The 21,920-nt window shown below is 39.9% G+C and carries 20 protein-coding genes and 2 tRNA genes; 20 read left to right on the top strand and 2 right to left on the bottom strand.

All coding sequences use genetic code 11. The features are described 5' to 3' along the window. The first annotated feature begins 9 nt into the window (after positions 1-9). The 12 genes from ATG70_RS17930 (at position 10) to yiaA (ending at position 10,559) form a co-directional block, all read left to right on the top strand. Positions 10-85, top strand: a tRNA-Asp gene (locus tag ATG70_RS17930). 49 nt (positions 86-134) lie between these two features. Further along, positions 135-210, top strand: a tRNA-Phe gene (locus ATG70_RS17925). A gap of 274 nt (positions 211-484) precedes the next feature. Beyond that, positions 485-1,891 (top strand): M23 family metallopeptidase, encoded by a 1,407-nt coding sequence (locus ATG70_RS17920; protein WP_098445600.1) that lies wholly within the window; start codon positions 485-487, stop codon positions 1,889-1,891. Between the two features lie 222 nt (positions 1,892-2,113). Further along, the gene (yycF, locus tag ATG70_RS17915; protein ID WP_098445599.1) at positions 2,114-2,821 is read left to right on the top strand and encodes a response regulator YycF; all 708 of its coding nucleotides are present in this window, start codon (positions 2,114-2,116) and stop codon (positions 2,819-2,821) included. 7 nt (positions 2,822-2,828) lie between these two features. Further along, a complete protein-coding gene (walK, locus tag ATG70_RS17910; protein ID WP_098445598.1) occupies positions 2,829-4,631 on the top strand; it encodes a cell wall metabolism sensor histidine kinase WalK in 1,803 nt (600 codons plus the stop codon). 2 nt (positions 4,632-4,633) lie between these two features. After that, on the top strand, positions 4,634-6,019 hold the full coding sequence (locus ATG70_RS17905) for a YycH family regulatory protein (protein WP_257147787.1): 1,386 nt from the start codon (positions 4,634-4,636) through the stop codon (positions 6,017-6,019). Beyond that, positions 6,006-6,899, top strand: coding sequence for a two-component system regulatory protein YycI (locus ATG70_RS17900; RefSeq protein ID WP_179886320.1), 894 nt, complete (start codon positions 6,006-6,008; stop codon positions 6,897-6,899). The genes ATG70_RS17905 and ATG70_RS17900 overlap by 14 nt, the downstream gene beginning before the upstream one ends. A gap of 14 nt (positions 6,900-6,913) precedes the next feature. Next, positions 6,914-7,708, top strand: coding sequence for an MBL fold metallo-hydrolase (locus ATG70_RS17895; RefSeq protein WP_098445595.1), 795 nt, complete (start codon positions 6,914-6,916; stop codon positions 7,706-7,708). 77 nt (positions 7,709-7,785) lie between these two features. Then, positions 7,786-8,997 (top strand): S1C family serine protease, encoded by a 1,212-nt coding sequence (locus ATG70_RS17890; RefSeq protein ID WP_373560772.1) that lies wholly within the window; start codon positions 7,786-7,788, stop codon positions 8,995-8,997. 79 nt (positions 8,998-9,076) lie between these two features. Next, positions 9,077-9,241 (top strand): CxxH/CxxC protein, encoded by a 165-nt coding sequence (locus ATG70_RS17885; protein ID WP_098445594.1) that lies wholly within the window; start codon positions 9,077-9,079, stop codon positions 9,239-9,241. 109 nt (positions 9,242-9,350) lie between these two features. Then, a complete protein-coding gene (gene rlmH / locus ATG70_RS17880; protein ID WP_098445593.1) occupies positions 9,351-9,830 on the top strand; it encodes a 23S rRNA (pseudouridine(1915)-N(3))-methyltransferase RlmH in 480 nt (159 codons plus the stop codon). Positions 9,831-10,094: 264 nt separating this feature from the next. Further along, the gene (yiaA, locus tag ATG70_RS17875) at positions 10,095-10,559 is read left to right on the top strand and encodes an inner membrane protein YiaA (protein ID WP_098445592.1); all 465 of its coding nucleotides are present in this window, start codon (positions 10,095-10,097) and stop codon (positions 10,557-10,559) included. A 148-nt stretch (positions 10,560-10,707) separates the two neighbouring features. On the opposite strand, the gene ATG70_RS17870 is transcribed toward yiaA, so the two are convergent. Next, entirely contained in the window at positions 10,708-11,706 is a 999-nt protein-coding gene (locus ATG70_RS17870) for a tRNA dihydrouridine synthase (protein ID WP_098445591.1), read from the bottom strand. Between the two features lie 419 nt (positions 11,707-12,125). Here ATG70_RS17870 and mqo point away from each other — a divergent pair, with 419 nt between their 5' ends. From mqo to ATG70_RS17850, 4 genes are all read left to right on the top strand, one after another. Further along, positions 12,126-13,688 carry a malate dehydrogenase (quinone) gene (gene mqo / locus ATG70_RS17865; protein WP_098445886.1) on the top strand — a complete coding sequence of 521 codons (1,563 nt, stop codon included), beginning with the start codon at positions 12,126-12,128 and terminating at the stop codon, positions 13,686-13,688. Between the two features lie 138 nt (positions 13,689-13,826). Next, complete coding sequence (locus ATG70_RS17860) at positions 13,827-14,027, top strand: hypothetical protein (protein WP_098445590.1); 201 nt, start codon at positions 13,827-13,829, stop codon at positions 14,025-14,027. Between the two features lie 522 nt (positions 14,028-14,549). Next, positions 14,550-15,737: a ParM/StbA family protein gene (locus tag ATG70_RS17855; RefSeq protein WP_098445589.1), complete on the top strand. Its 1,188-nt coding sequence runs from the start codon at positions 14,550-14,552 to the stop codon at positions 15,735-15,737. Positions 15,738-15,749: 12 nt separating this feature from the next. After that, on the top strand, positions 15,750-16,310 hold the full coding sequence (locus tag ATG70_RS17850; RefSeq protein ID WP_098445588.1) for a hypothetical protein: 561 nt from the start codon (positions 15,750-15,752) through the stop codon (positions 16,308-16,310). A 47-nt stretch (positions 16,311-16,357) separates the two neighbouring features. Here the strand turns inward: ATG70_RS17850 and nagE are convergent, their stop codons facing one another. Continuing rightward, on the bottom strand, positions 16,358-18,217 hold the full coding sequence (nagE, locus tag ATG70_RS17845; protein ID WP_098445587.1) for an N-acetylglucosamine-specific PTS transporter subunit IIBC: 1,860 nt from the start codon (positions 18,215-18,217) through the stop codon (positions 16,358-16,360). A 181-nt stretch (positions 18,218-18,398) separates the two neighbouring features. On the opposite strand from nagE, the gene nagA reads away from it, so the two are divergent. The 4 genes from nagA to ATG70_RS17825 are packed head-to-tail and all read left to right on the top strand — an operon-like array spanning position 18,399 to position 21,825. Then, on the top strand, positions 18,399-19,613 hold the full coding sequence (gene nagA / locus ATG70_RS17840) for an N-acetylglucosamine-6-phosphate deacetylase (RefSeq protein ID WP_098445586.1): 1,215 nt from the start codon (positions 18,399-18,401) through the stop codon (positions 19,611-19,613). Continuing rightward, a complete protein-coding gene (gene nagB, locus ATG70_RS17835; RefSeq protein WP_098445585.1) occupies positions 19,591-20,325 on the top strand; it encodes a glucosamine-6-phosphate deaminase in 735 nt (244 codons plus the stop codon). The genes nagA and nagB overlap by 23 nt, the downstream gene beginning before the upstream one ends. Before the next feature lie 14 nt (positions 20,326-20,339). Beyond that, entirely contained in the window at positions 20,340-21,062 is a 723-nt protein-coding gene (locus ATG70_RS17830; protein WP_098445584.1) for a GntR family transcriptional regulator, read from the top strand. A 13-nt stretch (positions 21,063-21,075) separates the two neighbouring features. Next, positions 21,076-21,825: an SIS domain-containing protein gene (locus ATG70_RS17825; RefSeq protein ID WP_098445583.1), complete on the top strand. Its 750-nt coding sequence runs from the start codon at positions 21,076-21,078 to the stop codon at positions 21,823-21,825. The last annotated feature ends 95 nt before the right edge of the window (positions 21,826-21,920 follow it).

Genomic DNA, 21,920 nt, shown 5'->3' with positions numbered 1-21,920 from the left:
TCATAACTTGGTCTCGTGGTGTAGCGGTTAACATGCCTGCCTGTCACGCAGGAGATCGCGGGTTCGATTCCCGTCGAGACCGCCATTTAATCTATTAAATGGAAATAGTAAACGTTACTAGACATCATTTAAATGGCTCTGTAGCTCAGTCGGTAGAGCAGTGGACTGAAAATCCACGTGTCGGCGGTTCGATTCCGTCCGGAGCCACCATAGTTCTCAATTAACAACGTACATATATCGCATATCTCTCTTTGAGGGGTATGCGTTTTTTGTTGAGGAAATTTTGTAGTGTGCTCTCTTGATCAATTCGGGTGGTAACTCATGAAGAACCTTCCAGATTCTTACCATCACTTGCCACGATCGTGACGAAAAGACTACATTTTGATTACAAGTTGAGTACTTGTACCCATGTGACTTCCTAATTATGATAAAGTGCGAAACGTGAGTAAAAAAGATAGTTTCAGCTATTGCAGGAGGAAGTCGCATGAAAAGAATGAATGTACGTCGTTTCTTACAACTTTCCATTATTGTTACAAGTTTCAGTTCGCTTCTTTGGATCGAACCAGTCGGAGCGTCTGTTCATAATTTAATGAAACCCGTTTATCATGTTTATATAGATGGAGAAAATATCGGAACGGTTGATAGTCGAGCGGTATTAGACAAAAACATAGAAGAACTGAAGGATGAAAAAGATATCGATGGTATTGAGCTTTCAGTTGAGAATGATGTTGAAGTCGTAACCGAACGACTTTTTAAACCGCCTTATGATAACAAGGAAGCTCTTGAACAACTAGAAGAGGAAATCACGTTTATTGGTGAAGGCTACTCCCTTTCGTTTAATGACGAACAGGTTGGAAGCTTTTCGAGTGAAAAAGAAGCCATGGATGCTCTTTGGAGCTATGCTAAATCTTTTCTTTCTGAAGAAAAAGTAAAACAAATTGAGAAGACGGTTAAAAGCATGGAAGATTCAGATGAAGGGTTTCATCCTGTTGAAGCGGTAGACTTCTCTAGTCCTTTTGAAATTGAAAAGGTAGAAATTCATCCGAATGACATTGTGTCTAAAGAAAAAGGTGTTTCGCTCTTGGCTAATGGCTATAAGGAAGAGACGGAATACAAAGTAGAAAAAAATCAATCTCTTAACGAAATTGCGGAAGAGTTTAAAATGAAGAAAGAAGAACTGATGGATCGAAATAATCTTTCGAATAATGATGAAATTAAGAAAGGTGATCAACTGAAGGTTCTTCAGGAAAAAGAGTTTGCGACTGTTTTGGAAACGATCGAAGTCGAAAAATCAGAAGAAATCGATTTTGAAGTGATTAAGCAAAAAAGTAGTAAACTTCTTAAAGGTGAAGAGAAAGTAAAGCAAGATGGAGAAAAAGGAAAGAAGCTTGTTACATATTCCAAGGAATATGAGAATGGACAGGTAGTCGACAAAGATGTTGTGAAAGAGGATGTAACGAAAGAACCTATTTCTAAAGAAATAGTGATTGGAACGAAAGAAATTTCCTCTAAAGGAACCGGTACATTTGGGTGGCCAGCTGTCGGAGGTACAATTACTAGTAAACAGGGAGAACGCTGGGGTTCTTATCATAAAGGAATCGATATTGCTGGTGTTACAGATAAAACCATTCGAACCGTTGATAATGGAAAGGTTACAGCCGCAGGTACGAGAAGTGGTTATGGAAATCAGGTAACGGTTAGTCATAATAACGGAATGAAGACAACCTATTCTCATTTAGCATCAATCTCTGTCTCAAAAGGTGATACGGTTCAAAAAGGTGATAAAATTGGTGTAATGGGGACAACGGGGAAATCGACCGGAATCCATCTTCATTTTGAAGTTTATAAAAATGGTGAGTTAGAAAATCCAATGAATTACTTAAAAAAATAAAAAGATGAGCCTTCAGTGAGAGCTGGAGGTTTCTTTTTTATAGGTAAGCTAGTGTTTTTGAGCGATCTATAAAAGGCGAAGCGTTTCTCTGAAAGAAGTTAAGGGAAGAGCTGTAGGGAAGATCGTAATAAAACCTACATAATATGATAAAATAGACGAAAGTATGCATGTTTCATATCAACGGTAAATTGATAGTGTCATATCAAAGAAGGAGCGTTCATAATGGACAAGAAAATTCTTGTTGTAGATGATGAAAAACCAATTGCGGATATTCTGCAATTTAACCTTGAGAAGGAAGGCTTTACAGTTGTTTGCGCTTACGATGGTGATGAGGCCATTGCTAAAGTTGAGGAAGAGAATCCTGATATGATTCTTTTGGATATTATGTTGCCTCAGCGTGACGGCATGGAAGTTTGCCGAGAAGTTCGTAAAAAATATGAAATGCCGATTATTATGCTAACAGCAAAGGATTCCGAAATTGATAAGGTGTTAGGACTTGAACTAGGCGCGGATGACTATGTGACGAAGCCTTTTAGCACAAGAGAACTGATTGCTCGAGTGAAGGCGAATTTGCGTCGTCGTCAGCAGGAGCCTGAGAAAGAGTCTTCTCCAAATTCTCTTATTAAAGTAGGGGCGCTAACGATTCATCCAGATGCTTATCTTGTCACAAAGCGCGAGGAATCGATTGAACTGACGCACCGAGAGTTTGAACTGCTGCATTATTTATCGAAGCATATCGGACAAGTGATGACGCGTGAACACTTATTACAGACCGTATGGGGTTATGATTATTTTGGTGATGTAAGAACAGTAGACGTAACGGTACGTCGTTTGCGTGAGAAAGTAGAAGATAATCCAAGCCACCCGACATGGATTATTACAAGACGTGGTGTGGGGTACTATATGCGTGAACCGGAACAGGAGCAGTAAACTTTAGATGGGAAAGGTCGGTTTTTTTAAGTCCATCCATTTTAAGTTTGCAATTGTATATGTTCTCCTCATTTTAGTTGCGATTCAGTTTATCTCTGTTTATTTTAATGACAAATTAGAAGATCAGTTTCAGCAGAACTATATGAGTTCAATTCGAGACCGTGCTGAGCTCCTGGCTGATAATGTGTCTGATCAGGTGAATAGTAAGAGTGATGAAGAAGAAAATACGATCACTAGCTTGATAAGAAATTTTAGGCAAAATGAAATTCGCCAAATTCTCGTTGTTAATTCATTAGGGCAGGTAGTCGGGACGCTTAATGATGACGGTCTTGAAGGAACACGCGCAACGAACGATTATGTGACTAGTGCTTTAAATGGCGTCTCAAAGGAAAACATTTTGATCGACAGTGAAGGAGAACGTTTTTTTGCTTATAGTTATCCTATAAAGGGCGAAACCAATACAACTGTCGGCGCAGTCTATATTCAAGCAAATATGAATCAAGTCTTTGAACAGGCAGATGAAGTGAATAGCTTATTGGCTCAATCCGCTCTCATCGCGTTAGTGTTAACTGGGCTACTTGGCATTATTATTTCTCGTACAATTACAAGGCCAATTTCGGATATGCGAAGACAAGCGCTTGTCATGGCACGTGGAGATTTTACCCGAAAAGTAAAAGTATATGGCGAAGATGAGATCGGACAACTTGCTCTGGCTTTCAATGATTTAACACGTAGACTTCAAGAGGCTAATGCCATAACGGAGGGTGAGCGTCGGAAGCTTACATCTGTTCTTGCTTATATGACAGATGGCGTTATTGCTACAGATCGAGAAGGTATGATTATTTTAATGAATGATCGTGCAGAAGAAATGATGAGCGTTTCACGTGAAACGGTCCTTGGAACATCGTTGAATAAAATTCTCCAGTTTTCAGAAGAGAAAACGTGGGATGATGTCTATAACGGACCAGATTCAATGATACTTGATTTAAGTGATGACCATCAAACGTTTATCTTACGTGTTAATTTTTCAATTATCCATAAAGAAGATGGCCCTATTAACGGGTTGATTGCGGTTCTCCATGATATTACTGAACAAGAGCAGCTTGAACAGGAGCGACGTGAGTTCGTTGTCAATGTGTCACATGAGCTACGCACGCCACTTACTACGATGAGAAGTTATCTCGAAGCTCTTCAAGAAGGGGCGCTCCAGGATCCTGAAATTGCACCTCGCTTTTTAAGTGTGACGCAAAATGAAACGGAACGAATGATTCGATTAGTGAATGATCTTCTGCAACTATCTAAAATGGATAAAAAGGAATATCGTCTAGAGTTCACGGAAGTTGATTTTGTCGAAATGTTTGATCATGTCCTTGACCGATTTGAAATGTCAAAGCGAGATAATATTAACATCGTCAGACAGCTTCCTCGCGTCGCAATTTATACAAAAGTCGATCAAGATAAAATGACACAAGTGTTGGATAACATCCTATCCAATGCGATTAAGTATTCACCTGACGGCGGTACGATCACGGCGCGATGCTGGACGATTGGTAAGAAGATTCGGATTAGCATTAGTGATGAAGGTGTAGGTATTCCAAAGAATAATCTTTCGAAAATTTTTGATCGGTTCTACCGCGTCGATAAAGCCCGTTCTAGGCAGATCGGGGGAACTGGGCTTGGTTTGGCTATTGCCAAGGAAATGATCCATGCACACCATGGGGACATCTGGGCAGAGAGTAAGTGGGGACAAGGAACAACGATCTACTTTACTCTCCCTTATAAACGAATAAGGGAGGTTGAGGACAAGTGAGAATGACAAAGAAGCAGTTTGAGAATTTTAAAACAATCTTATTGAACGTCCTTGTTCTAACAAGTTTATTTCTCACCTGGCAGATCTGGACGTTCGAACCTGAGTATGAGAAAGAAGCAGCGCCAACAGAAGCGAGTCCTGTTGGTATTCAGGAAGTGAATATTAGTGATGTAGTAAAGCCAAATCAGCTCGTTTATCATATTGATAATCAGCACTTTACTTCCTTTAATTTCAACGCCATTAATGAATTTTACAATGAATTTATTTCTGGAATTAAAATTAAATCTTTTACGGTGGAAAATGATATGGAAGATTTAGAGGGAAGAGGGGATAGCGTTGAGCTTATTTTCCCTACATTGCTTTCAAATGATGTGTTAAAAAAATTAGTGAGCATATCAAAAGACGATATTCCTCTTTCGACGTTTGATCGTATTATTATTCCTTCGATTGCGTCTGGTAAAAACAATGAGATCATTCTTCTCAACACATCGAGTCAAGTTGGCATGCGTGCCACGATTGAGGCTTCTAGTAAAATGAAAGAATGGTATGCAAATGTCTTCTCTTCCTTCGATATTACTAGTAATGAAGCAGAAGAAATGGAGATGGCTCGAGCTAAAGAACTTCAAGTTTCTGATAAATCTCCCGTTTTTTATTTACCGATTCAAGGTCAGTCGATTGCTTCATTTGGAGGAAGTACAGACGAACTAGCAAATGAAGAAGATTTTAAAGAAGCGCTTTTCCCTGAACAAGATACGGTTGAAAAGAACACCTTTAATAACATTTCAGATCTTTATACAGATGGAAGCCGAGATTTAACGTTTAATTACGACAATGAATACATGGTCTTTAAAAATCCACCATCAACGTCAAGTCAATTTGACGCAAATGAATCACCTATTCTTGATGCGTATGGCTTTATTAACAAGCATTTTGGCTTTCGTGTAACTGATTTAAATGATGATAAGTATGTACTGAGCGAATGGGTTACATCTTCTCAGGAAAATACAGATCAAATCACTTTCCGTCTTTATACAGAAGGTTATCCCGTTTATAGTTCTTCTACAGAAGATTTAGATGAGGTTAACGTGACATTAGAAAATAATGACGTTAGTACGTACAAGCGGATGTTGAAAATTATTCAATACACAAAGGAAATTAGTGAACGTCAGCTGCCAGGTTATGAAGATGTTGAAGCCCTACTTGAAGAAGGAAGCTTTAAAACAAGTGAGATACAAAACATGACAGTTGGTTATACAATTGATCGTTCAGCAAATCAGCCATATGACTTTTCGCTCATACCCCAATGGTTTGTGAAATTGAATGGTACCTGGACACCGCTGCAATCTACTAGCAATGCACTGGGAGGGGAAGAAGTTGGATTGGAATAGAACGAAAACGATATTAATCTTAACCTTCCTAGTGTTTAATATCTTTCTGGCAAGTGATTTATTTAAAAAGCAAACGGAATTAAGTGAAATTGAACAACAGAAACAGGTTACGATTGAAGATCAGCTAAAAAATCTAAACGTAACTTATGAAAACAACCTTCCTGTGCAATCAGAGAAAATGTCTTTTATTAGCGGAGATGTTCATGAATTTACAGAGGAAGAAGAGAAAACGCTAGAAGAAGGAACGAGTCAGGATATTACACTTGATGGAGAAAAACTAGTTTCAACGCTTAAGAAGCCTTTTCCTATAAGTGATCCAAAAGAGCCTTCTGCTTTTTCGATCTTTCTAGAAACGTATGTTTACGAAGGTGGCAAGTATCAATATTACGGTCCTGCTGAAAACAACCCAAACATTAAGTATTTCGTAGAAACGTTTGAGGATCGCCCGATATATAGTCAAGAATCAGGCATGTTGATTGTAACACTTGAGGACGATAAAGTTGTTTCTTATACACAAACCTATTTAAGCCTTCAGAAAATAGGCAAAGAACGTAAAATTGATCCTGCTTCTGAAACGATTGGGCTTTTACTAAACCAACAAGATATTGGTTTAAATGATGAAGTTGAAAATATGTCGATTGGTTATTATACAACTGTCGCAAACGAAGATGAGCGAGATACATTTGTTTTTGTTCCAACGTGGCAAGTTGTTGTTTCGAATAAAAAGAACGATGATCCAGAAAAAAATTATTACGTTAATGCGATTGAAAAAACAGTGTTTAGTGATACGGAAGAAAGTATTGAAAGTGAACAGGAGGAGAAGGAATCGAGCGATCAGCCTGATCCTTCAAAGCCGAAGACGGTTACAAGCGATGAGTAGGAGAGGAACGTTGTATGTCTCTTGAATTTAGTGTGCTTGCAAGTGGAAGCACAGGTAATGCCATTTATGTTGGTACAGAGAAGCACAAGCTTCTAGTCGATGCCGGATTAAGTGGAAAAAAACTTGAAGAACTTTTCGCGAAAGCCCATCTCGATCCAAAGGATCTGGATGGGTTGCTTGTGACGCACGAGCATAGTGATCATATTAAAGGACTTGGTATTTTTGCTAGACGCTACAAGCTTCCCATTTATGCCAATGCAAAAACGTGGGATGCAATGTCAGGATTAATTGGTGAAATACCCGTGGAGCAAAAGTTTCATTTTGATATGGATACAATCAAAACTTTCGATGATCTGGATGTTGAATCATTTGGTGTGTCGCATGATGCAGCTGAGCCAATGTTTTATGCCTTTCATCACGAAGGCAAGAAGTTGAGTATCGCAACTGATCTTGGATACGTAAGTGATCGGATTAAAGGAACGATTCGTAATTCAGATATGCTTGTGTTTGAGTCAAATCATGACATTAACATGTTAATGATGGGGCGCTATCCATGGAACGTGAAGAGACGTATTCTAGGCGATATGGGACACGTTTCAAATGAAGATGCTGCGGTAGCCTTATCGGACATTATTGGTGATCAAACAAAGCGTATTTATTTAGCCCATTTAAGTAAAGATAATAACATGAAAGACCTGGCAAGACTTTCTGTCCAACAAACTCTTGAACAAAATGGTTTTGCAGTAGGAGAGCAGGTTGCGTTATATGATACAGATCCTGCTTCCCCTACCGTTCTAACAAAATTATAAATTCGTAGAGAAGAGTTTTGGTGAACGAAATTGGTCTTAAAGGTCTCCTTTTTTAATTGAAAGGATTGGTGAATACTTTGGGCTATTATGATGGCGATGAAAACAACCGACCAATGCGGCAGAAAGGGAACCGCGGCGGAGCATTTATGGCGGGATTAGTTGGTGCGATCCTCGGTGCACTGCTCATTCTATTTACGGTTCCTGCTCTATCAGACGTAGGGGTGCTACCTGATATCGCTCCTCCTCAAGAAGAAGAAGCGGAATCACAAGTTGAACAGCAACCGATTACGAAGAACCTTAGCATTGATGTAACAAATGATATTACGTCAGCGGTACAGAATGTAGGGGAAGCGGTAGTAGGTGTTATTAATCTGCAGAAAACCGATTTTTGGGCAGAAGATTACGGAGAAGCTGGAGCGGGATCAGGTGTTATATACAAAAAAGAGGGTAAAGATGCTTTTGTTGTAACGAATAATCACGTGGTAGAAGGTGCGGGTCAGCTTGAGGTGAGTTTAAACGCCGAGAAGCGCGTTTCAGCAGAGCTTATAGGCACTGACCCTCTAATGGACCTGGCGGTGCTTAAAATCCCTTCTGAGGCGGTTACAATGGTTGCAGAGTTCGGCGATTCTGATACGTTAAAGCCAGGTGAGCCAGCTATTGCGATCGGTAACCCTTTAGGCTTCTTAGAAGGAACGGTAACGCAGGGGATAATCAGTAATCCGGAGCGATCCTTTCCAGTAGATACAGATCAAAACGGGACGATTGATTGGAATGCAGATGTTATTCAAACAGATGCATCGATTAATCCCGGAAATAGTGGTGGAGCGTTAATCAATATTTCAGGTCAACTTGTAGGAATTAACTCTATGAAGATTGCTCAATCAAGCGTAGAAGGAATTGGGTTTTCAATCCCAATCAATATTGCTGAACCAATTATCAACGATCTTGAATCGTACGGTGAAGTAAGAAGACCAGAGATTGGAATTGGAACAAAATCACTATCTGAAATTCCAACTTATCATTGGAGCGAGTCTCTCAAGCTGCCTGATAAGGTCGATTATGGGGTTGTGGTAATGAGCGTGTTTCCAACATCATCTGGAGAAATTGCGGGGCTAAAAGAGTTAGATGTGATTACAGCGATGGATGGGAATAAGATTAAGAACTCCATTGATCTACGTAAGTTTCTTTACACAAAAAAAGAAATTGGCGATCGCGTGAAATTAACGATCTATCGTGAAGGAACAAAGCAAGAGGTTGAAGTTACGCTAGCTGAGCAGCAACATTCGTGACCATAACAGGGGAGGAAACTCTCCTGTTTCCTTTTGGAAAAACACCTTAGAAACGACATAATTAGAAAGGAGCGATTGTATGAAAATTTATTGTTGTGAAGAACATGTAGAGCTGGCTCTTGATGTGGCTGTAGATGAAACAGGACAGTTTCCTGTACTAGAGAAAGTGGAAAATGACACAGAAAAGTTGTCCACAGAATGTGAGTATTGTAAAAATAACGCAACATATATGGTGTCGAACTAATATTCGGTCACGATATGTGGATGAAAAATGTGTATATGTGGATAGAATCTGTGGATAACCTGTTTATTTGCTGTGGACTTACAAAATGATACACAGGTGGGGATAACTTTTGAATATTAGTATTGTAACGGTAGGAAAGCTGAAAGAGAAATATTTGAAACAGGGAATTGAAGAATACACAAAGCGATTAGGGCCTTTCGCTAAAGTCGACGTGATTGAAGTTCCTGATGAAAAAGCACCAGAAAATTTAAGTGAGACGGAAATGATCCAGGTGAAAAAAGCAGAAGGGGATCGAATTTTATCTAAGATTCCATCGGATGCACACGTCATTGCTCTTGCCATAAACGGAAAAATGAAAACATCTGAGCAACTTGCTCGAGAGCTTGATCAGTTAGCGACATACGGGAAAAGCAAAATTGCCTTCGTCATTGGTGGATCACTTGGATTAAGTAATGAGGTTCTCCAACGAGCAAACGATACGCTTTCTTTTTCCAAAATGACATTTCCTCATCAGCTAATGCGGCTTATTTTGGTGGAGCAGGTGTATCGAGCGTTTAAGATTAATCGAGGGGAACCGTATCATAAGTAAATGCGGTATGAAATAGATATCACATATGAAACAGTAGACTAGGAAACTTTTATTTAATTCTAAAGGGCCCGGATCACAACCATGATCTGGGCCCTTTTCTCTCTTATTTTAAAGCTGTGATGGATGAGTTGGTGTTCTTCAGTATGATCATATGGTTAATCAATACATCAATCCTTCAATTTTAATAAAGACAATTTGTGGGAAATTGCTATAATGGTTTTTATAGGAAACTTATAAATTGAATAAAGTAGAAGGAGGCGTCTAATGCCTGATATGAATGAAAATCCGTTAATGGAGTCGAATGAAAAAAAGATCAAGGTGGAAAGGAAAGAAGGTGAACCGACTGCTGCGTTTAAAGGGGCAAGTTGGACCGCTTTGGTGATCGGTGTTTCTGCTTATCTTATTGGCCTGTTTAATGCCGCCATGGAACTTAATGAGAAGGGGTATTACTTCGCCGTATTGGTATTCGGCCTGTATGCAGCTGTGTCCCTGCAAAAAGCCGTGAGAGATAAGGAAGAGGATATCCCTGTTTCGGGCATTTATTATGGCCTTAGTTGGTTAGCGGTTATTGTAGCCATTGGCTTGATGGCAATCGGACTTTATAACGCTGGAAGTATTATTTTAAGTGAAAAAGGATTCTATGGTATGTCATTTGTTCTTAGTCTATTTGCGGCCATCACGATTCAAAAAAATATTCGAGATACTCAAGTGGCTAGAGATAGAGATTAATAGTCAGTAGAGCTAAAATAATAAAAGCATTTGGAAGCTTAATTGTTTACCAATGCTTTTTTGCTTAAATAACGATAAAAAAAGAGAGAAAAGCGCGATTGGCCTTTCTCTCTTTTAAAGAACCTAAATTTTTACGAACCAATTTAACTCAAGAAACCGTAAAACCATTCTGGCCCTTTAAACCATTGTTCTCTATAAACTCATCGAGAAGAGCACGTGCTTCATCTGTAGATTTTGTATTCATCAGTTGATTTCTCAATTCACTTGCTCCGCGAAAGCCGCGAACGTAAATTTTAAAGAAACGGGGAAGCGCTTTGTAGATGCGTGGCTCGAGTTCTTTATCATATTTATCATGAAGGTCGAGCTGAAGTCTCAGCAGATCAAGCAATTCCTCACTCGTATGCTCTTTTTTCTTTTTTTCAAAAGCAAACGGGTTATGGAAGATTCCTCGTCCGATCATAACTCCGTCTACTCCGTATTTCTCTACAAGTTCAAGTCCCTTTTGACGGTCTGGAATATCTCCGTTGATCGTCAGCAGCGTATCAGGGGCAACTTCGTCACGAAGTTTCTTAATCTCTGGAATGAGCTCCCAGTGAGCATCAACATCGCTCATTTCTTTCTTCGTACGGAGATGGATGGAAAGATTCACAATATCCTGTTCCAGAAGGTGCCTCAGCCAGTGGCGCCATTCTTCTACTTCTGTGTAACCGAGACGAGTCTTTACACTCACGGGTAGCCCTCCTGCTTTTGCTGCCTGGATGATTTCTGCTGCAACATCAGGACGACGAATCAGTCCGCATCCTTTTCCTTTTGGTGCAACATTAGGAGCAGGACAGCCCATGTTAATATCAACTCCACGATACCCCATTTCTGCCATACCAATACTCATTTCACGGAAGTATTCAGGCTTGTCTCCCCAAATATGAGCGACGATTGGTTGTTCATCTTCCGTAAACGTCAGTCTTCCTCGTAAGCTGTCTTTTCCTCTCGGATGGCAGTAGCTTTCCGAATTTGTAAACTCTGTAAAAAATACGTCAGGTCTTGCTGCTTCGCTCACGACATGTCTAAAAACGACATCTGTCACAGCTTCCATTGGAGCCAGAACAAAAAACGGCCGTGGCAACTCTTTCCAAAAATTCTCTTTCATTTTATATCTAAACCCTTTCCTTAAGGGAAAAACAATTCCCAAAATTAAAAAGTAAAAAAGTTTCCGTCTGATCTATCGCAAGTTAGACTCGGTTTCAACCGATATATACTTTAATAGTATTATACGAAAAGTGCAAGAGAACGAGTCGATTTATGTTAATAGAGCCTCATATCGAAACAAAAGTGTCTGTACACTAGGTGGATGGGGAAGCATACTAAAATGTCCTATTTAACTGGTCTGATTTCTACTTTGGTTTCTTATCCATCTTTATTTTCACCATTTTACTAGTTAATAATGTGTAAAAATTAGTAAGAATGCATCAGATTATCTGTTATTTTTTCTACAATTATAACAATTGTCTATGATAAGGTATAATTAGGATAGAACATGTTGTGTACCTAAGTGTCGCCTTGCTTTTTATGACATCTGAGCATGAGCGCCTATTCTTTTTATTACAAATAAATGAGACAAGGAAGGGTATCATGAGCAAGAATCAAACAAAAGATATTATCTTAATTGGTGCTGGAGTCATGAGTGCAACTTTGGGATCTTTATTAAAAGAATTAGCACCTGAATGGAATGTTAAAGTCTTTGAGAAACTTGGAAGTGCAGGAGAAGAAAGCTCGAACGAATGGAATAATGCAGGGACAGGTCATTCTGCTCTATGCGAACTAAACTATACGTCTGAAAAAGCGGACGGATCAATTGATATTAGCAAGGCGGTCAAGATTAACGAGCAGTTCCAGCTCTCTAAACAGTTCTGGTCTTATTTCGTTAACAAAGGCTTAATCCACAATCCACAACAATTCATTAGACCATTACCCCATATGAGTCTGGTTTTTGGAGAAGATAACGTAAAGTTTTTGAAAAAGCGTTTGGAAGCGTTGTCAGAAAATCCTCTGTTTCAGGGCATGGAACTTTCTGAGGACCCTGAAAAACTTAAGGAATGGATTCCACTTATTATGGAAGGTCGTCCGTCGGATGAACCGATGGCTGCGACAAAAATCGATTCTGGTACAGATGTGAATTTCGGGGCATTAACCCGTCTCATGTTTGAGCACTTAGAACGCGAGAATGTAGACATTCACTATAAGAGTAGCGTAGAGGATATTAAACGTACGAAAGAAGGCATGTGGGAAGTAAAAGTAAAAGATATGGCTAACGATAATTTAGAATTCCATACCGCAGACTTTGTCTTTATTGGAGGAGGGGGCGGTAGCCTTCCATTGCTCCAAAAAACCGGTATACCCGAATCAAAACAAATTGGCGGCTTTCCAGTAAGTGGACTGTTCATGGTCTGCAATAATCCTGAAGTGATTGAAAAGCATCATGGTAAGGTTTATGGCAAAGCGAAAGTGGGAGCGCCTCCAATGTCTGTTCCTCATCTTGATACAAGGTTCATTGATAATAAAAAGAGCCTATTATTTGGTCCATTTGCAGGATTTTCACCTAAATTTCTTAAAACTGGTTCAAATATGGATTTAATTAGTTCTGTAAAGCCTAATAATGTATTAACGATGATGGCTGCTGGCGTTAAGGAAATGGGATTAACGAAATACCTTGTCCAACAAGTAATGTTATCCGAGGATAAGCGCATAGAAGAATTGCGTGAATTTATTCCGACAGCCCAAAAGGAAGACTGGGATATTGTTGTAGCTGGACAGCGTGTACAAGTTATAAAGGATACGGAAAAACAGGGCAAAGGAACGCTTCAATTCGGTACAGAGGTGGTTACGGCTTCAGATGGCTCAATTGCAGCGCTACTTGGTGCATCACCAGGTGCATCCACTGCTGTACATGTGATGTTAGAGGTTTTTGAAAGATGTTTCCCTGAATACCTACAAGAATGGGAGCCTAAAATTAAAGAAATGATCCCATCACATGGATATGCTTTAGAAGAGAATCCAGATCTATTCAAGGAAATTAATCACTTAATTGCACAGACCCTTGGCCTTAATGAAGGCGAGCCTGTTTATAGCTGATCACTGCGAAGATATAGAAAAAAATGGGAGCGTGTGGCGTAAAGAAACTGCTACATGCTTCTTTTTTGTAATAAACTGCTCATTATTCAAATACATTCAATTATGAAAATAAAACAGGTTCAAAAGGGGGAATTTGATATGGAAGGTAACGTAAATACAGCACCTCAACCAGAGAGTAGCAGTAATGGTCTAGCTGTATCCTCAATGGTATTGGGCATTATCGGCCTTGTCCTCTTTTTAATTCCTCTAATTCCTTATCCATTGGCTATTCTGGCCATCATTTTTGGGGTAATCGGCAAGAAAAACCCGGTTAAGAAAGGATTTGCTATAGCAGTGTAACAGGCTTTGTTACGTTAGGTTTGAAAATATGGTTTTGGGCAGGAGTCGTTTTTTTCATGTACCCCCTTTTATATAAACTTCTTAAAAAGACTACCTCTCGTGTAGTCTTTTTCTTATCAATAGATTTCAAATTAATAAACTAGTTATTCTAATTGGTCCATCCTTTTAACTATCTTTGTTAACAAGAGAGTAAGAGTAAGAATGTAAGGAAGTAGCTAAAACAAAATCTGAATAGAAAAAATGTATGTGTACGAATTTTGTTTACAAGAATACATTTTTGTATACTTGTAAACTTTTTATGTACACAAGTATACAAATACGTACACATGCCTTTATATCAATATGCGTACAAAAACGTGTACATGTATACAATTTATGTTTACGTGTACACGTTTTTGTGTACTTGTAAACATAATTGTAAACTAGATAGAATGGCTCATTGACTTCGGTTGAAAAATTCTATAAATTTTAATGTAATAGTAGAAATACTAGATTTTAAATATGAAAGGATGGATTATTTTTATGAGTAATTCAAGAATTGCAGCAGTCGATGTAGGTAACGACTCACTAAAAGGAATCTATGGAAAAATCGAATCTGACCTATACATACCAAATGTGATTGCAAGAGATATAGAAGATCGCCCGGTTATTGGAATTGAAGAATTGGATACGAAAGATCCGCTTGACGGTATTCACATTCGCGTTCACTCCCCTGCTTTGAAGGATAACAATGCGATCTACCGAGTTGGTAATCTAGCAACAAAGAGTGACAACCCGACTGAATTAGATCCTGGAAGTGCAAAGTCAGAAGAAGACCAAACACTAGTCATGCTGTTTGCTTCTCTAGCTTTAGATGCAGTTGATCCAAAGAACTCAGCGAATTTCAAAAACCAAAACGGCGTGATTGATGCCAATTACACGCTTGGTACAGGTCTTCCGCTTCGTGAAGTAAAAGAAGGAAAAGACGTTGGTTATCGTTCAAGACTTCTTGGATCTGTGCACCAGGTAGAGTTTCTTGTAACACCGAAATATCAAGGTAAGAAAGTAAATATTAAATTTGATGAAGTGAAAGTTTATCCTGAAGGATTTGCAGCTTACATTAACCTTGTTATGGATAGCGACTTAAATATCATTAATAAAGATTTGATCGACAAGCGAATTTTAATTCAAGACATTGGTGGTCTTTCTACCGATATCGCGGTTATTAAAAACCGTAATGTCGACGATGATAAGGCACAGGGCTTTAACCTTGGCGTCGCTGAGTCGCTTGAAGCCATTCGTGAAGAAATTCGCTCGAAGCACGGAGTAGAACTCGATAGCCGTCGTGATGTTGTAGATATTATTACGAAGAAGAACGATCGTAATCACATTATGGTCCGCGGAAGTCGTACAAGCGTTCATGATATTACAGATCGTATTCTCTTGGAGCTTGCAAAGAAACAATATCGTCACCTTCGTAACGTATGGCAGAAGAACTCTCAATCTGAAATCTGCTATTTCGTTGGCGGCGGTTCAATTGTATTGAAAGATTACCTTAAAACGTTGAACAATAACCTTGATGGGTACAACATTGATTTCTTTGAAGATGAGAAAGAAAGCATCTGGATGATGTCGAATGCTTACTACAAGCTCATCTCTGACTTCACTCGTAAAAATAGCAAGCCTCAGCACCAAGATAAGAAAGAAGAAAAGAACAAGGTCAAAAACTAGTAGGGTGATTTGATGAAAAAGGCGGGGATGACGGGGTTACAGAGAGGACAGGCGATCACTTTTCGCCTTCCTTCTGATACACCTGATCATATTCTAAAGCAGCTGCAGAAGTTAAAAGAGGAAGAAAAACGGAACTTCTCAAGCCGCATTGCGGAGTATGTTTTAGATGGTGTCACGCAAACGATCAGACGCGATAATGATGCGATTACTGTACCTTTGCCCAAGGGATTAAGCAAAGCCCAAAGGGATTGGTTAAAACATGAGCATTCAGAAGCGCTTCTTGGAAACATCGTTTACCAAATTTTATCAGATCCTGTACGCGCTGCATCTCTTCTTGCATCATTTAACAGTAACTCGATTGATATTGATCAGGCACTTTATTTGCAGGAAGAAAGAGCAGTCCAGAGAGAAGCACCAGAACCTGTTGAGGCTTTACCACAGATGTCTGATGATGATCTAATGAATTTTGATTGGGATCAGGCAAAACAAGAGCAAAGCTCCGCGGTTGAAGAAGAGGAAGAAGAGAGCGTAGATGATTTGCTCGGCGGATTTCTTGATAAAATGAATAAATAAAACGAAAGGCAGCGGAATATCCGCTGCCTTTCTTCATTTTCTAGCGATTAATCAATTGAAATGATCCCGCTATCGCCTTGAGGAATGTTTCCTGTCTTTTTAATTTTTAACGTTTGTAAGTTTGTGAAAATGACTGGAGTGGCAAGAGATGGTACAGTACGTCTGAGGCTACTTAAATCAACAGTCATTAGATTATCCCCTCTCTTGATTGTGTCTCCTTCATTTACATGAGTCGTAAACCCTTCGCCTTTTAAATTGACCGTATCGATGCCGACATGTATCAATATTTCGACTCCACTTTCAGATTTGATACCGACTGCATGCTTTGTAGGGAATACGCTTATTACTTCGCCGTCAACAGGCGAAACAAAATGGCCGTCTTCAGGAAGAATGGCGAAACCATCCCCCATCATTCCTGCAGAAAAGACTTCATCTGGAACTTCTTTCAATGGAATAATCTTTCCTTTAACTGGCATAATAAACGCTTGATCTGCTATCGTTTTTGTTAATGTTCTAGCGTTAGTAGTCTCTTTAGAAGGAGTTGAGCGTGTGCCCCGCATTGCATCCGCCACAAATTCAACATCTGTTCCGACGATAATTTGTAGGTTACGATTATTCACTTTGACGACGCCTCGAGCCCCATAACGCTTTAATTCTGCTTCATCTACTTTTGACATATCATTCATTTGTAAACGAAGTCTTGTTGTGCAGTTATCGATGGATGAAATGTTATCGATGCCGCCAATGCTGCGAATAAAATGTCCAGCCATCACATCGTATTTGTCACCTTCAGAAGGAGAAGGCGCTTCTATGGACATATCTTCGTCTTCTCGACCAGGTGTTTTTAAGTTTAATTTTTTTATTAAGAAGTAGAAGACCACAAAGTAAATGACTCCGTAAATCAAACCAATAACAAGTAATAGTCCTGCTTTCTGTGCTAGTCCATAGTTAAGGAAAAAGTCAATTGCGCCGGCAGAGAAGCCAAATCCATGGTGGATGTCTAGAACGTAAGCGAGGACCATTGAGCTAGCTGTTAAAAGAGCGTGAATCCCATATAATAAAGGTGATAAGAACATGAAGGCGAATTCAATCGGTTCAGTAATACCTGTTAAGAACGATGCAAACGCAATACCGATTAACATTCCGCTTACTTCAGCTCTTCTGTCTTTTTTAGCCGCAGCAATCATCGCAAAACACGCTGCAGGTAGCCCGAACATCATGATCGGGAAGAAGCCAGCCATGAAAATTCCGGCAGAAGGATCCTCTGCAAAGAATCGATTCAGATCTCCTGTTGCGCCATTATACTCACCGAAAACAAACCATAGAAAACTATTTAAAACGTGATGTAAGCCAAATGGAATGAGAAGTCTATTTAAGAACCCAAATACACCGACACCTAATGCTCCTGCACCGATAATCCATTCTCCAAGGGCGTTGATTGCATCTTGAATAGGTGGCCACACAAAACCGAAAATACCAGCTAACAGGATCATAGCAGTAGCTGTTACGATTGGCACAAAGCGCCTTCCACCAAAAAATCCAAGCCATGTTGGTAGTTTGATATCATGGAACCGGTTATAAAGTAATCCGGCCACTACACCTGAGAGAATCCCTCCTAAAATAGCCATATTAATGTTTTCATCAATCGCAAGTGTTCCTTGTGTAAGCACCAGATAGCCGATAGCACCAGCTAAACCAGCAGCACCATTACTATCTTTTGAAAACCCGATTGCAACCCCGATTGCAAAGATAAGGGCAAGGTTATCAAATATCGCTTTTCCTGCTGCAGCTACGAAGGGTAAGTCAAAAAAATCAGGATGTCCCAACCTTAGTAGCAAGGCTGCAGCCGGAAGTACGGCAATCGGAAGCATCAATGACTTACCAATGCGTTGTAAAGCTCCGAGCATAAACGTTCAACCCCTTTCAAAATTTGAAAACGTTTTATTATCCTGTTCATCATAACAGCACTAAATATAGTTGTCTATACCAATTATGTAGTTCAATCTAACGTCGGGTTGATTACTGGTATAGACAACTGTACTTAATGGTGGTAACATTCATTTAACAGAACTGCGAGGAGTGTTTGGTTTGACTGAGACAAGTTTCGTTATCGATCAGGTAACAGTGTTTAGCGAACGAGAAACGATTGAGAATGGTTACATTAAAGTTGAGAATGGCATCATTACTGAAATTGGACAGGCAAACCAACGTAATAAAAGTGATGGTGAAAAAGTATATACGTTCCATGAGAAAGTATCTTTGCTTCCAGGTATGATTGACGTTCATATTCACGGGGTGAATGGAGCGGATACGATGGATGCAACGACGGAAGCCTTAGATACAATCACTAAAGCACTCCCTGCAGAAGGTACCACAAGCTTTCTAGCAACGACCATTACTCAGGAAGCAAAAGCAATCGAGCGTGCTGTGAAGAATGCAGGAGAGTATGTGGAGAAGAACCAAAAGCCAGGTCGTGCTGAAGTGCTTGGCATTCATTTAGAAGGACCATTTTTAAATAGTGAGAGAGCAGGTGCGCAGCCACTGCATGCGATGCAGCGACCGGACGTTCGAGTTTTTGAAGCTTGGAATAAGCTTGCAAAAAGCAAGATTAAACTCGTGACGCTTGCTCCTGAAAAAGAAGGCGGTCTGGAGCTTATTCGTTATTTGACTGATCGAGGTGTAATCGCATCAATAGGTCATTCTGATGCCACTTATCAGCAAGTGGTGGAAGCAGTAAAATGTGGTGCTACGCATATTACGCATCTTTATAACGGAATGAAAGGACTACATCATCGAGAGCCAGGTGTTGTAGGAGCTGCATTATTGAATGAACAATTAAAAACAGAAGTGATTGCAGACGGTTATCATGTTCGACCGGAAATGATTCAATTAGCTTATCAGCAAAAAACGGATGCAGGCGTGATTTTAATAACGGATGCAATGCGAGCGAAATGTCTTAAAAATGGTCGTTATGATTTAGGTGGACAGGAAGTAGATGTGAAAGATGGTAAGGCGCTATTAGAAAACGGCACGTTAGCGGGCAGTGTATTAAAAATGAAAGAGGCCCTTACTAATATTCAAGAGTATACAAGATGCTCCCTTGAAAGTGCGATTAAAATGGCATCAGAAAACCCTGCCAAACAGCTCGGAGTTTTTGATCGTAAAGGCAGTCTGGCTGTAGGAAAAGAGGCAGATCTTTTCGTACGATCTGAAGACGGGGAAGTGATGATGACTTTCTGTAAAGGGCATATTGGATATTCGAATGGAAGGAGTGAGGAGAATGAGAATTATTCAAGCGAATGATTACGAACACATGAGTGAACTTGCAGCAAATTACCTAATAGAGAAGGTTCAAACAAACCCAGCGATTGTACTCGGCCTTGCGACTGGAGGAACGCCACTTGGGACATATAAGCGACTGATCAAAGACCATGAACAAAACGGCACGTCCTATAAAAAGGTGACAACATACAACCTTGATGAATATGTAGGTTTTTCGTCAGAAAACCCAAATAGTTACCACGCCTTTATGTACGACAATTTATTTGAAAAAGTCGACATTCCTACGACAAATGTTCACCTCCCGAGCGGAACCGCTATTGATCTCGTAGAAGAATGTAAAGGCTATGAAGAGCGTATTGAGGAAGCGGGTGGGATAGATGTACAGCTTCTTGGCATGGGGAGTAATGGTCACATTGGCTTTAATGAGCCGGGAACATCCTTTCAAGCAACGACGCAAATTGTTGAACTGGCGCAATCAACAAGAGAAGCCAACGCACGATTTTTTGATGATATAAAGGAAGTGCCATATCAGGCCATTACGATGGGGATTGCAACGATTATGAAAAGCAAAGAAATTTTACTACTTGTATCGGGTGAATCGAAAAACGATGCGATGAAAAAATTAATGGAAGGTGAAGTCGACGAGTCTTTTCCTGCATCGATATTAAACAAGCATTCTCATGTTACAATTATTGCTGATAAAGAAGCGTTGTCTGGCGTAAGTGTGCGCTGAAAGGAGTTTGTTCGATGATTGATAAGACTTCCCCATTACCGATTTATTATCAGTTAGTGGAGTGGATAAAAGGGCTAATTGAACGTGGCGAATTAAAGCCAGGTGATTCATTGCCCTCAGAGCGAGAATATGCTGAACGATTTAGCATTAGTCGTATGACGGTAAGACAGGCGATTACAGAGCTTGTGAACGGCGGGTACCTTTATCGCCAAAAAGGCGTTGGAACTTTTGTAGCCGAGAAAAAAATTGAGCAGCAGTTGATGGGGTTAACCAGTTTTACTGAAGATATGAAATCTCGAGGAATGGAGCCTAGCAGTAAACTTGTTGGATTTGAAATCGTACCAGCTCCTTCTTACATTTCGCAGCAGTTAAAAATACAAGAACACGCGCCAGTATACGAAATAAAACGGATTAGACTTGCAGATGGCATTCCGATGGCTCTCGAGAAGACGTACATTTCAGCGAACCTCGTCAAAGGACTAACAGAAGAAACTGTTCAACATTCCTTGTATCATCACATTGAAAATCAGCTCGCTATCAAGATCGAAGAGGCTACTCAGGTGCTGGAGTCGTCTGTAGCGACACAGCAAGAGGCCGAGTACCTCAATATCCAAAAGGGTGCACCAATCCTGCTCATTCAGCGGAATACGAAACTTGCTGACGAAACACCACTAGAAGTTGTAAAGTCTTCGTATCGAGCGGATCGTTATAAATTTATGATTACACTGAAACGTTAAAGGAGGATGCCGCTTGTTTAGCGAATACTTCAATCACATTAATCAAGCACTTCAAGTCATTGAAGAACAAGAAGTAAGCGCCATAAAGCGAGCTAGTTCTGCTGTCGCAACGAGTATCGAAAACGGACAAATCGTCCATGTTTTTGGCTGTGGTCACTCGCATATGATGGCAGAAGAAGTTTTCTATCGTGCAGGAGGACTTGCTCCAATTCGTCCAATTTTAATTGAAGACCTAATGCTTCATAGGGGGGGGTTGCGTTCTTCTGCGTTAGAAAGAACCAATGACCTGGCCAAAGAGTTTATGGCTCATCAAGATATCCAACGAGGAGACGTCGTTATTGTTGTATCCACGTCAGGGCGTAATCCAGTTCCAATTGATGTAGCTCTTCTTAGCAAAGAAAGAGGAGCATACGTAATTGGAGTGACTTCTCGAAAAGCTTCAATTGGGCAAACTTCCAGACATCATTCAGGAAAGTATTTGTATGAAATGGTTGATCTGGTGATTGATCATCAAGTTCCATCAGGCGATGCGACGATGCATAATGAGAAGAATCAAATCTCATTTGGTTCGACTTCAACAATACTCGGGATGGCCGTTATGAACGGTATTACAGTAGAAGCCATTCAGCAGTTAATTGAACGAGGAATTCATCCTCCTGTATTTAAAAGTGGGAATGTAGATGGATCAGATGAGTGGAATCAAACATTAATTAAGAAATACAAATCACGCATACCTTTACTTGAAAGTAAACCTCACTCCTAGTTAAAAAGCTCTCCGTCGTGGAGAGCTTTTTTAGTGAGAGCCGTATTACTTGGTTTCACGCATTCTTCTACCAATCATTCCCCCGGGAATAATGG

Origin of the sequence: Bacillus sp. es.036 (assembly GCF_002563635.1) — a bacterium.
GTDB lineage: Bacteria > Bacillota > Bacilli > Bacillales > Guptibacillaceae > Guptibacillus.
Note: the sequence above shows the minus strand (reverse complement) of the source record. Positions and strands in the feature narration are given on the sequence as shown.